The sequence below is a fragment of the Mesorhizobium sp. M0618 genome (assembly GCF_040320765.1).
GTDB lineage: Bacteria > Pseudomonadota > Alphaproteobacteria > Rhizobiales > Rhizobiaceae > Mesorhizobium.
On the sequence record NZ_JAMYQH010000007.1, the window covers coordinates 18,774 to 31,001 of the forward strand.

The 12,228-nt window shown below is 63.8% G+C and carries 11 protein-coding genes; 8 read left to right on the forward strand and 3 right to left on the reverse strand.

The window, feature by feature from the left end:
- Positions 1–426 carry a hypothetical protein gene (locus tag NKJ04_RS09825; protein WP_128305803.1) on the reverse strand — a complete coding sequence of 142 codons (426 nt, stop codon included), beginning with the start codon at positions 424–426 and terminating at the stop codon, positions 1–3.
- Between the two features lie 97 nt (positions 427–523).
- Between NKJ04_RS09825 and NKJ04_RS09830 the strand changes: the two genes are divergently transcribed.
- From NKJ04_RS09830 to NKJ04_RS09865, 8 genes are all read left to right on the forward strand, one after another.
- Positions 524–1,552 (forward strand): putative B6 ABC transporter substrate-binding protein, encoded by a 1,029-nt coding sequence (locus NKJ04_RS09830; protein ID WP_128305802.1) that lies wholly within the window; start codon positions 524–526, stop codon positions 1,550–1,552.
- A 78-nt stretch (positions 1,553–1,630) separates the two neighbouring features.
- On the forward strand, positions 1,631–3,199 hold the full coding sequence (locus tag NKJ04_RS09835; protein ID WP_352674565.1) for a putative B6 ABC transporter ATP-binding protein: 1,569 nt from the start codon (positions 1,631–1,633) through the stop codon (positions 3,197–3,199).
- Entirely contained in the window at positions 3,196–4,293 is a 1,098-nt protein-coding gene (locus NKJ04_RS09840; RefSeq protein ID WP_352674568.1) for a putative B6 ABC transporter permease subunit 2, read from the forward strand. The genes NKJ04_RS09835 and NKJ04_RS09840 overlap by 4 nt, the downstream gene beginning before the upstream one ends.
- 3 nt (positions 4,294–4,296) lie before the next feature.
- Positions 4,297–5,232, forward strand: coding sequence for a putative B6 ABC transporter permease subunit 1 (locus NKJ04_RS09845; RefSeq protein WP_352674570.1), 936 nt, complete (start codon positions 4,297–4,299; stop codon positions 5,230–5,232).
- A 47-nt stretch (positions 5,233–5,279) separates the two neighbouring features.
- Entirely contained in the window at positions 5,280–6,086 is an 807-nt protein-coding gene (gene pldA / locus NKJ04_RS09850; protein ID WP_352674573.1) for a 4-pyridoxolactonase, read from the forward strand.
- Between the two features lie 25 nt (positions 6,087–6,111).
- Positions 6,112–7,290 carry a pyridoxamine--pyruvate transaminase gene (gene ppaT / locus NKJ04_RS09855; protein WP_352674575.1) on the forward strand — a complete coding sequence of 393 codons (1,179 nt, stop codon included), beginning with the start codon at positions 6,112–6,114 and terminating at the stop codon, positions 7,288–7,290.
- A gap of 33 nt (positions 7,291–7,323) precedes the next feature.
- Entirely contained in the window at positions 7,324–8,070 is a 747-nt protein-coding gene (gene pldH, locus NKJ04_RS09860) for a pyridoxal 4-dehydrogenase, SDR-type (RefSeq protein ID WP_352674576.1), read from the forward strand.
- A 124-nt stretch (positions 8,071–8,194) separates the two neighbouring features.
- Positions 8,195–9,031 carry a sulfite exporter TauE/SafE family protein gene (locus NKJ04_RS09865; protein ID WP_352674577.1) on the forward strand — a complete coding sequence of 279 codons (837 nt, stop codon included), beginning with the start codon at positions 8,195–8,197 and terminating at the stop codon, positions 9,029–9,031.
- Between the two features lie 21 nt (positions 9,032–9,052).
- Here NKJ04_RS09865 and NKJ04_RS09870 read toward each other — a convergent pair whose 3' ends face one another.
- A complete protein-coding gene (locus NKJ04_RS09870) occupies positions 9,053–10,402 on the reverse strand; it encodes an HlyD family type I secretion periplasmic adaptor subunit (protein ID WP_352674578.1) in 1,350 nt (449 codons plus the stop codon).
- Positions 10,399–12,168: a type I secretion system permease/ATPase gene (locus tag NKJ04_RS09875; RefSeq protein ID WP_352674579.1), complete on the reverse strand. Its 1,770-nt coding sequence runs from the start codon at positions 12,166–12,168 to the stop codon at positions 10,399–10,401. The genes NKJ04_RS09870 and NKJ04_RS09875 overlap by 4 nt, the downstream gene beginning before the upstream one ends.
- Between the last annotated feature and the right edge of the window lie 60 nt (positions 12,169–12,228).

Below are 12,228 nucleotides of genomic sequence, written 5' to 3' on the forward strand. Positions count from 1 at the left end.
CTACCGGCAGACCAGGCTGTCCTGCGCCATGGCGCAGGACACATCACGCTCGCCTTTCGCCGCATCGGTGCGGTCGAGCGTGACCTGCACGCGGGTGGCATATGCTCGGCTCGCCAGACCGCACCACAGCCGCTCGACGGGCAGGTTCTCGCGCTTGTCGTTGAGGATCGTGAACGTGCCGGTCTTCACATCGAACCAGAGTTCGACGCGCGTCTTCTTGCCCGGCTCGATCGTTGCGATCCCGGCTGAATACCAGTGGGCGAAGTCGGCGTTGCAGGAGAGGCCTTCGCTGCCCGCATTCGAAATCGTCAACGGAACCATGTCGAGCCCGTCAGTGCCGGTGCGGACGGTGACATGGTGCAACTCAACCGCGTTGGCGAAGGACGACAACGCCAGCATCACCGGAAGGGCATAACGGATCTTCACTTTGCCTGAGCTCCAATGTAATTTTCCTCGGCAGTCTATCTCGCTTTCGCGCAATAACAATAAGAATATTGATTGGTGAAACAACAGAGAGGGTAACATGTTAAAGCTTCTTAAGAGCAGTGTAAGTGCAGTTATATTGACCGGTGTCTTGATGAGCGGCGCGCTTGCCGGCGAGGTCAAGTCGATCGCCATCCTGACGCCCGAAGAAGGCACGGACTATGGCTGGAACCAGCAAGGCATCGACGCCGCCAAGGCGGCAGGCAAGGCCGCCGGCGTCGAAGTGGTCGTGGCGCAGGGCCTCGGCTATGGCGACGTTCGTCCGACCCTGCGGGAGCTTGCCTCCGACGGCGCCAGCCTGCTGATCGCTCATGCCAGCGGCTACAACACCTCGGCGCCCGAAATCGCCAAGGAACTGAAAGTTCCGGTGGCGATCGTCGACACGCCAGCCGGCTTGGAGAAGGGCCTCGTCGCCGACTACACGCTGAGCGGCCACGAGGGTGCCTATCTGGCCGGCCGTCTCGCCGGCAAGGTGTCGCGTTCCAAGTCGGTCGGCATCGTCGTCTCGGGCGAACCGCCATCGTGGAATTCGCAGTCGGCGGCGTTCGCACAAGGCGTGAAGGCGGAGAACCCTGACGTCAAGATCACCTATGCGGTGATCGGCCCTGCCGCCTACAGCGACGCGGCCGGCGGCAAGCGCGTCACCGAAAGCGTGATCGCATCCGGTGCCGACATCATCTTCGGCCAGGGCAACGGTTCGAGCTTCGGCATGCTGCAGGCGGTCGAGACGACCAAGGCAGCCGATGGCGGCAAGGTCTATTTTATCGACGTCATCGGCGACAAGACACCGATCGACAAGGGCTTCCTGCTGTCGTCGGTGGTGTGGAACATCGAGCCGGTCTATGCGGCGATGATTGCCGACCTGAAGGCCGACACGTTCGGCACCAAACACTATACGATCGGCCTCAAGGACGACTCGGTCAAGCTGCTGAAGACCGCTGCGATCCCGGACAATGTCTGGACGGAAATCCAGGCGCTGCGCGAGGACGTCATTTCCGGCAAGATCAAGGTCGAGCCGGTCTATGACGCGGCCGCCGTCAGGGCACTGATGACCAGCGTCGCCCAGTAAGGCGATCACGGTCAACTGCCGGAGGGGTGATCCGTTCACCCCTCCGGACGATTCCCGTTTTTTTGGTGCTGGGCTTTCATGAGCGGTTTTTCTTCATCGTCCGTTGCCGGGCGCGACATCGTCGCGCTTGAAGGCGTGACCAAACGGTTCCCCGGCATCGTTGCCAATTACAGCGTCGACCTGTCGATCCGCCCGGGCGAAGTGCATGTGCTGCTGGGCGAGAACGGCGCTGGAAAATCGACATTGATCGGCATGTTGTCCGGCCTGCAGCAGCCGGACGAAGGACGCATACTGGTCGACGGCAAACCGACGCCGATCACCTCGCCGCGCCATGCGCTGGCACTCGGCATCGGCACCGTATTCCAGCACATGATGCTGGTGCCGACGCTGACGGTGGCGGAGAACCTTCTGCTTGGCGGGCCGTGGTGGCAGCGCCCCAGGACCGAGGAACTGGCGGCGCGCGTCGCCGAGATCACCGGCACGCTCGGCATCACCGTCAAGCTTCAAGCCAAGGTATCGGAGTTGTCGCTCGGTGAGCAGCAGCAGGTCGAGATCCTGCGCGCGATGCTGCGCAACAGCCGGCTGCTCATCCTTGACGAGTCCACCTCCATGCTGACGCCGAAAGGTATCGACGAACTGGGCGCGCTGATGCGCCGCCTTGTCGAGCAGGGCCTGGCGATCGTCTTCATCACCCACAAGCTCAAAGAGGCGGCTGCCTTCGGCGACCGCATCTCGGTGCTGAAGCTTGGCCGCAAGGTCGGCGAGATCCCGCCCGAGCGGTTTCGCGCCCTGGGCGAACAGGAGATCGTCTCGGAGATCGTGGAATTGATGTTCGGCAAGCAGAAGGATGATCCGGAAGCCGTCGAGCGTCCAGTCCGCACTGCGCGAGCCGGAACGGCCCCGCTGCTTCAGGTCGCGGATCTGGCGGTCGCGCCGACGGACAATGCGCCGGGCCTGTCGTCGATCTCCTTCGACATCCGCCCGGGCGAGATCCTGGGCATAGCCGGCATCGACGGCAACGGCCAGAAGCAGCTGGCGGAAGCGCTGGCCGGCCAGCGTACAGCCACCAGCGGCTCGGTGCGGCTGGACGGCGCCGCCATCGAGACGCTGAGCGTCGGCGAGCGCCGCCGGCGCGGCCTTCGCTACCTGACCGACGACCGGCTGGGCGAGGGCACTGTCGGCACCTTTCCGGTCTCTATCAACTTCTTCCTCAAGCAGGTCGGCGCGGCCCCGTTCTGGCGCAACGGCGTCGAGCAGCGCGCGGAGATCGACAAGCGCGCCGCCCATCTCGTGCGCGAATACGATGTGCGTACTCCGAGCCTGAAGACGCCCGTCGCGCGGCTGTCCGGCGGCAACATCCAGAAGGTGCTTCTGGCACGGGAACTGGCTGAAGGCGCCAAGGTGGTGATCTTCAACAAGCCGACCTATGGGCTCGATCTCGCCAACACTTTGGCGTCGCGCCAGCGCATCCGCGACACGGCGGCGCGTGGCCTTGCGGTGCTGCTGATCTCCACCGACCTCGAGGAATTGCTTGGCATGTGCGACCGCATCGCCGTCATCGCCGACGGAGCTTTGGTCGGCACCGTCGAGAATGCCGACGACGCCCGCACCAAGGTCGGTCGCCTGATGATCGGACTTGCCGCATGAGCATCGACACCGCACCCCCGGTCAGTGCTACCGCACTCGATGCCACGAGCGGGGCAACGACGCGCCGCGACATCCTGCATCGGCTGCTGATGACGCTCGGCCCGATCCTCATCGCTCTCGTCATAGCCGGCTGTATCCTGCTTGCGGTCGGCGTCGACCCGCTCGCCTACTACGGCTTCGTGCTGGAGAAAGGACTGTTCTCGCCGCTCGGCATCCAGCAGACGCTGACGCGCATGGCGCCGCTGCTGTTTCTTGCCGCCGGCCTGATCGTGGCCTTTCGCGCCGGCATATGGAATCTCGGCGGCGACGGCCAGTTCCTGCTTGGCGCGGTGACGGCGGCTGCCAGCGCTCCCGTGTTCGTTCAGATTATGCCAGCCTGGCTGGCGCTGGTCTGCTCGTTCCTCATCGCCATGATGGTGGCGATGATCTGGTCGCTGGTGCCGGCCCTGCTGCGTGCCTATCAGGGTGTCAACGAGATCATCACCACGCTGATGATGACGTTCCTCGGCACCTCGCTCGCCAATGTGCTGGTCAAGCTGGCGTTTCGCGACCCAAGCACGACTGTGCCGCAGACGCGCACGCTTCCGGTGGAAGACCGGCTTCCGCGCCTGTTCGAAACGACCATCACCAGTGGCCTGCTGCTTGGGCTGGCGGCGATCGTCATCGTGCATCTGGTGATGACGCGCACGGCGTTCGGGCTGAAGCTGAGGATCGTCGGCGCCAATCCACGCGCGGCGGTTCACTCGGGGCTCGGTGTCCCCGGCCTGACCGTCGCCGTCTTCGCCATTTCGGCCGGGCTGGCCGGCCTTGCCGGCGCCGTCGACATCATCGGCGTCCAGGGCAATGTCCGCGCCGACTGGAATCCCGCCTATGGGCTTGCCGTGATACCCGCCGTGTTTCTCGCCCGCATGAACGGCTTTGCTGCGATAGGCTTCGTGTTCCTGCTTTCGGTGCTTTCGATCGGCGGTGAGAGCGCGGCGCGCCGGCTTGGCGTTCCCAATCATTTCACGCTGGTGCTGGTTTCCATCGTGCTGATCGTGCTCGCGCTCGCCGAACATTTCGATCACCGATACAACCAGTCGCGGAGGGCCTAGGGCATGACCGGGCTGTTCAGCGAAGTCTTTCTCAGCGCGCTCCTGTTCGGCGCCGTCACCGCGGCGATCCCGCTGCTGCTTGCCGGGCTCGGCGAGCAGATCTCCGAGAAGGCGGGGGTGCTCAATATCGGCATCGAAGGCATGATGCTGGCCGGCGCCTATCTCGGCTTTGTCGGCGCTTTCTATTCCGGGTCGCTGTGGCTGGGCTTTCTCACCGGTGCCGTCGGGGGTGCTGCGGTGGCGCTTGTCATGGCGCTGCTTTGCGTGCGCATCGGGCTGAACCAGATCGTCATCGGCATCGCGCTGACCTTGGGGCTCGAGGGCCTGACGGCACTGCTCCACCATTTCCAGTTCTCACGCAGCTACCCGCGCCTGCCCGCGGCGGATGCTACCGTCATTCCGCTGCTTTCGGGCATCCCGGTCATCGGGCCTGCATTCTTCAAGCATCATCTGATCGTCTATCTGGCGGTCGCGCTGGTTTTCGGCATGAGCTACCTCTATCGGCGCACGCAACTCGGCCTCAATTTGCAGGCGGCAGGCGACAAGCCGGCCGCGCTCGATGTCGCCGGCATCGATGTCGTGCGGACCCGCACCATCGCCGTGTTGACGACCGGAGCGCTGGCTGGGCTCGGCGGCGCCTATCTCGCCAATGTCGGGGCTGGGCTGTTCATTCCGTTCATCACCAATGGCGCGGGCTTTCTCGGCATCGTGCTGGCCATGCTGGCGCGCGGTCGCCCGATCTGGGTGCTGTTCGGCGCGTTGCTGTTCGGCGTCTGCCTGTCGCTGACGACGGCCATGCAGGTGGCCGGCATCAACATACCGACCGACATCATCCAGATGCTGCCGTTCCTGGCGGTGATGATCATGCTGGTGCTGTTCGGCCGGCGCGCGAGCCTGCCGGCGGCGCTCGGCATTCCATACGAGCGCGGCGCGCGCTGAGCACAATTCATGCGCGGACGGGACCCGCGCCAATAAAGGAGGCAAGAATGTCGGATACCAAGGTCTACCTGCTCGACGGCGGCTCGCTCGTTCTCGACGGCTATCATGTGTTCTGGAATCGCGGCCCTGGCGGTGAAGTGCGCTTCCCCGTCTATTCGATCCTGATCGAGCATGCCGAGGGTCGGTTCCTCATCGACACCGGCTACGACTACGACCACGTGATGAAGGTGCTGCCGTTCGAAAAGCCGATCCAGGAAAAGCACCAGACCATCCCCGGCGCCCTGGCGCTGCTCGGCCTTGAGCCGAAGGACATCGACGTCGTCGTCAACTCGCATTTCCACTTCGATCATTGCGGCGGCAACAAGTATTTTCCGCATGCCAAGAAGATCTGTCATCGGACCGAGGTGCCGCAGGCCTGCAATCCCGAGCCCTTCGAACATCTCGGCTATTCCGACCTGAGCTTTTCGGCGGAGGCTGCCGAAGCGCGTGGCGCGACCGCACAATTGCTTGCGGGAACGACACGGGCGAATTCGACCTTCGAAGGCATCGATGGCGACGTCGAGCTTGCCAAGGGTGTCCGGCTGATCTCGACGCCCGGTCATTCGATCGGCCATTACAGCCTGCTGGTGGAGTTTCCCAAGCGCAAGCCGATCATGTTCACGATCGACGCGGCCTATACGCAAAAGAGCCTTGAAATGCTGTGCCAGGCGGCCTTCCACATCGACCCGGTGGCGGGCGTCAATTCGATGCGCAAGGTGAGGAAGCTCGCCGAGGACCATGGCGCCGAGCTGATGTACTCGCACGACATGGACAACTTCAAGACCTACAGGACCGGCACGCAATTCTACGGCTGACCGCCGCCAATCGGGAGACAAGACGATGCGCTATCTCGAACACGCTGATCCGGTCATCACCCTGACCGCGGGGCCGGTGAACGCCTATCCTGAAGTGCTGCGCGGCCTCGGCCGCACGGTGCTCTACGACTACGACCCGGCGTTCCAGCTCTTCTACGAGGGTGTGGTCGACAAGGCGCAGAAGGCGATGCGGCTGTCGAACAAGCCGGTCATCCTGCATGGCGAGCCGGTGCTTGGCCTGGAGGCCGCCGCGGCCTCGCTGATCACGCCGGACGATGTCGTGCTCAACCTTGCCTCGGGAGTCTACGGCAAGGGCTTTGGCTATTGGGCGAAGCGCTATTCGCCACATCTGCTCGAGATCGAGGTGCCCTACAACGAGGCGATCGACCCGCAGGCGGTTGCGGCAATGCTGAAGGCGCATCCGGAAATCACCGTCGTTTCCGTCTGCCACCACGACACGCCGTCCGGCACCATCAATCCGATCGACGCCATCGGCGCGCTGGTTTCGGCGCATGGCGGTTATCTCATCGTCGACGCCGTCTCGTCCTTTGGCGGCATGAAGACGCATCCCGAGGATTGCAAGGCCGATATCTATGTCACCGGCCCGAACAAATGCCTGGGCGCGCCTCCCGGCCTGACGATGATGGGTGTCAGCGAGCGGGCCTGGGCCAAGATGAAGGCCAATCCCCTGGCGCCGCGCGCGTCGATGCTCAGCATCGTCGACTGGGAGCATGCGTGGTCGCGGGACAAGCCGTTTCCATTCACGCCTTCGGTCTCGGAGATCAACGGGCTCGATGTCGCGCTCGACCTCTATCTCAATGAGGGACCGGAGGCTGTGTGGGGGCGCCATGCACTCACCGCCAAGGCCATGCGCGCCGGCGTTGCCGCGATGGGTCTGTCGATCTGGGCTGCCAGCGACAGCATCGCGTCGCCGACCACGACCGCTGTCCGCACGCCCGAAGGTGTCGACGAGAAAGCGCTTCGCCAGGCCGCGCGCGCCCGTTACGGCGTCGTCTTCTCATCGGGCCGCGGCGAAACATTGGGGAAGCTGACGCGCATCGGCCATATGGGACCGACAGCCCAGCCGATCTATGCGATCGCGGCGCTCACGGCACTGGGCGGCGCCATGAACGCGGCCGGCCAGAAACTGGCGATCGGCGAGGGCATCGACGCGGCGCTGGCCGTGATCGACGCCGACGCCTGAACAGACATCACCACGGATTGAGGGAGCATTTTCATGACTGAACGGCTTGCGGGAAAGACGGCCCTGGTTACAGGCGCCGCGCAGGGTATCGGCAAGGCGATCGCAGCGCGGCTTGCCGCCGACGGGGCAACCGTCATCGTCAGCGACATCAATGCCGAAGGCGCCGGGGGGGCGGCCGCGGCGATAGGCGGAAAGGCGAGGGCGATCGCCGCCGACATTTCCGATCCGGCATCGGTCAAGGCACTCTTCGCCGAAATCCAGGCCCTGACCGGGGGCATCGACATCCTGGTCAACAATGCCAGCATCGTTCCGTTCGTCGCCTGGGACGATGTCGATCTCGACCATTGGCGCAAGATCATCGACGTCAATTTGACCGGCACCTTTATCGTCAGCCGTGCCGGTACGGACCAGATGCGTGCGGCGGGGAAGGCCGGACGGGTGATCAGCATCGCATCCAACACCTTCTTTGCCGGCACGCCGAACATGGCGGCCTATGTCGCGGCCAAGGGTGGCGTCATCGGTTTCACCAGGGCGCTCGCCACCGAGCTTGGCAAATACAACATCACCGCCAATGCGGTGACGCCCGGCCTGATCGAGAGCGACGGCGTCAAGGCGAGCCCGCACAACGAGGCGTTCGGCTTCGTCGAGATGCTTCAGGCCATGAAAGGCAAGGGGCAGCCGGAACATATCGCCGACGTGGTTTCGTTCCTGGCCTCCGACGATGCACGCTGGATCACTGGCCAGACGCTCAATGTCGACGCCGGGATGGTGCGCCACTAGCCAAAGCGCATCCCAAAAACGCTACGACCCTTCTGGGCGACCTGCATTTTGGGTCGCAACAGCGGATGAGCGCGGCCGTGCCCGCAAGGCCGTGCCGCAAATAGCCAATCAAGGAAAAATCATAGTGGACTTCGGATTCGACACGTCGGTTTTCGACGGGCTGACGATTGCAATGCTGATCGCCGGCCTGGCCATGACCGGAATGGCCTCCGGCGTGCTCGCCGGTCTGCTGGGAGTCGGCGGCGGCATCGTCATCGTTCCGGTGCTGTTCTGGGTGCTTAGCCTGTTCCACTTTTCGCCTGCTGTGATCAGCCATCTGGCGGTCGCGACATCGCTTGCGGTCATTATCCCCACCTCGATCTCGTCGATGCGGTCACACAACAGGCGCGGCAATGTCGATCGGCCTCTGCTCAATCTTTGGGGACCGGCGATTTTCGTCAGTGCCCTGGTCGGCGGCATCATGTCGAAATTCATCCCGGGCGCCGGCCTGCGGCTGGTCTTCGGCGTCGTCGGCCTGCTGGTGGCCGTCAACATGGCGCTGCCGAAGCACCTCGTGATCTCCGATCACCTGCCGCAAAGCGGCTGGATCAACCGCGCGATCGCTGCTGTGATCGGCTTTGTCTCTTCGCTCATGGAAATTGGCGGCGGCACACTCTCGGTGCCGACGCTTTCCAGTTTTTCCTTTCCGGTGCACCGGGCCGTCGGCACATCGTCGGCGCTTGGCCTGCTTATCGCGCTTCCAGCAGTGGCCGGCTTCATCTGGTCGGGTCTAGAAATCGCCGGCAGGCCCCCGCTCAGCCTGGGCTACGTCAGCCTGCCGGCGGTTGCCATCATAGCGCCCGTGAGCTTCCTGTTCGCACCCTTGGGCGCCAGGCTCGCCCACGCGCTCAACCCGCGCTACCTGAAACCTGCCTTTGCGTTTTTCCTGGCGATCACGGCCGGGCGAATGTTGCTTTCCTGAATCCGGTTCAGCGGCCTACGGCTATTTTTCCCGCATGGCCCGGCGGAAGTTCTGCGTGATCGGCTCGGCGAGATAAGAGAGCACGGTGCGAGCCCCCGTCCGGATCATCGTCTCGCTCGACATGCCGGGCAGCAGCTTGCGGCCCTCCAGCTTGCCGAGTTCGCTTTTGTCGATCACAACCGTCGCGGCGAAATAAGGTGCGCCGCTGCGTTCCTCAACCATGCGGTCAGCCGACACGATCTCCACGACACCTTCGAGTGGCGGCAGGTTGTAGCGGGCGAAGGCCGGGAAGCTGACGCGCGCGAGCTGTCCGGGTGCGATCGTCTCGACATCCTCCGGCTTGACCATAGCCTCGACCACGAGTTGCTGTCCGAGCGGCACGACGGTCATCAATGTCTCACCGGGTTTCACGACACCGCCCGCCGTATGGACCTTCAGATCCATGACAATGCCGTCAACCGGTGCGACGACATCGGTGCGGGTAAGCACGTCCGCGGCGGAACGCTCCTGCTGTCCGAGGTCGAACAACTCCGCCTCGACCTTGCTCAACTCGTCGACGGCCTGGTTCAGGCGCACTGTGTTGAGGTTCAGGATTTGCATATCAATCTCGGCCATGGCGCTTCCGGCACGGGCGATTGCGGCAATGTTGGTAGCGCGCTCCCCCTCGATCTCCCGCTGTTGGCGTCTGAGCAATAGGTTCCGTTCGCGGGTGGTCAGCCCTTTCTTGAGCAGCCCCTCAAGGTCTTTGCTTTCATCCTCGATTGCCTCGATCTGTTTGTCTTCGGTGACGATAAGCTGCTCCAGTCCCGTTATCTCTTCCTCGACCTGGTGACGGCGCTGGCCGAGAATTTCCCGCTCGTCCTTCAGATTGTGGTGCTTCGCGGCAAACACGTCACGCTGTGCGGCCACCGCGTCCTTCACGGCCGTGGCGGGGTTTGCGAGCAACGCCGGATTGAATTCGATCTCGGCCTTGCCGTCACGCTCGGCCCTGAGACGCGCGGCCAGCGCCTCACGCGTTGCTATCCGGTTCTGGACCAGGTCAAGTTGCGCCTTTGCCTGCGTGTCGTCGAGCCGGATGAGGATCTTGCCCGCCTTGACGATATCCCCGTTGGCGGCGTTCAACTCCGCGATGATGCCGCCCTCGAGGTGCTGGATGAGCTTGCGGTCGCCGGCGACCTTGATAACGCCCGGCGCCACAGCGGCGCTGTCCAACGGTGCCAGCGCCGCCCAACCCCCGGCCACGCCGAAGAACAGGAACATGATCGCGAACCCGGTGAATTTCACGCCTCCCAGACGCAGGGGTACCGGTTCCAGGAGGGAGGGTGGGGGGAGGGGCAGCGGCACGACGTTCAATTGCGGGGGGCGGCTCATGCTTCCTTGACCTCTTTGATTTCCTTGACCATTTCGAGGGTAGGCAACTGGGCCGCTTTGGGCAGATGGGCCACCTTGCCGGCGCGATTGGCGAGTTCGTTGAAGACATGGTCGCGCGGCCCGAAGAGATCTTGCTGACCCCTGTTGAGCACCAGTATCTTGTCTACCTTGTCCAAAATGTTGGCGCGGTGCGCTATCAGGATAACGGTTGTGTTCGTCGCCTTGGCCACGCCGAGAGCGGCAATCAATGCCTCCTCGCCCTCCCTGTCGAGGTTGGAATTGGGTTCGTCGAGGATAAGCAGCGTGGGGGCGCCGTAGAGTGCCCGCGCCAGCCCGATGCGCTGGCGCTGTCCGCCCGACAGTATCGCACCCGCTTCGCCGATCTCGGTCCCGTATGCCTTCGGCAGTCCTTTGATCAGCTCGTGGACTCCCGCCAACTGCGCGGCCTCGACCACCTTGTTGAAAACCGCCGGATTGAGCGTCGCGAAGCGGCAAATATTTTCGGACACGGTGCCGGCGAAGAGTTCGATGTCCTGCGGCAGATAGCCGACATGACGGCCACGGTCCTCCGCCGCCCATTGGGCAACATCCGTTCCGTCCAGCAAGGCGCGCCCCGCGGACGGGCGCCAGGCGCCGGCGAGTATGCGCGCCAGGCTCGTCTTGCCGGCCCCGCTCGGGCCGATCAACGCCATCGCTTCACCGGGCTCCAGGCGGAAGTTGATGCCTTTCAGGATATGCTCGCCACCCTGTCGGGCAAGCACAAGGTTCTCGGCCTCGAACCTGCCTTTCGGTCGTGGTAGCGGCAGGGCCGGTGTGGCCTCCCGGTGCTGTCCGGCCACAGCGGTGAGACGCCGGTAGGCGGCACGCGCCCCAACCGTCGCCTTCCAGGTGCCGATGGCTTGCTCGACCGGCGACAATGCGCGACCCATCAGGATCGAGGCGGAGATCATGATGCCTGGCGAGGCCTCGTTGCGAAGGACCAGATAGGCGCCAAGGCCGAGTATGGCCATTTGCAGAGCCAGCCGGTGACAACGCGCGATGGCCGCGATAACGCCGCCACGGTTGGCGGCAAGAACCTGTCCTCTGTTTGCCTCGTCCTGCTGTGCCTTCCAGCCCTCCATCAGTGGCTTTAGCATACCCATCGCCTGGACGACCTCGGCGTTGCGGATCGCCGCCTCGGCCTGCACATAGGCCCGCGACTGCGCACCCGAAGCCTCGGTTAAGGGCTTTCGCGTGACGTATTCGTTGAGCAGCGCCAAAGCGAACAGGACGATCCCGCCGCCCAGCGCCAGCCAACCCAGCCAAGGGTGCATGACGAATATGGCAGCGAAAAACAGTGGCGCCCAAGGCGCGTCGAGGATCGGAAAGATGCTCGGGCTGGTGAAGAAATTCCGCACCTGGTCCAGATCGCGCAGCGGACGGGCGTTGGCCTGACCAGGCGCCGACGCGGCGTATTCCACCGATGCGGTCAGGAGAACCGGTCCCAAGCGCGCGTTCATCCATGATCCGACCTTGGCCAGAAGACGCCCGCGTATTACTTCCAACCCCGCGAGCGTCCCGAGCGCGGCCGCCGCCATCAGCGACAGCATCACCAGCGTCTCCAGGCTGTGGCTGGACAGCACGCGGTGGTAGACCTGGAGCATATAAAGCGCCCCGGTCAGCATCAGCACGTTGATGCCGCCGCTGAACCAGATTAGCGGCCGGATGGCGCGTTTGGCCTCTTTCATCACCACCTGCAGGGCAGGGGGTTGTTGCCTGGTTTTCATAATTTACATCTCTGGTGTGGGGGTGACATCTTGTGCAAGAAGGGGGGCAGCAATGGCTGC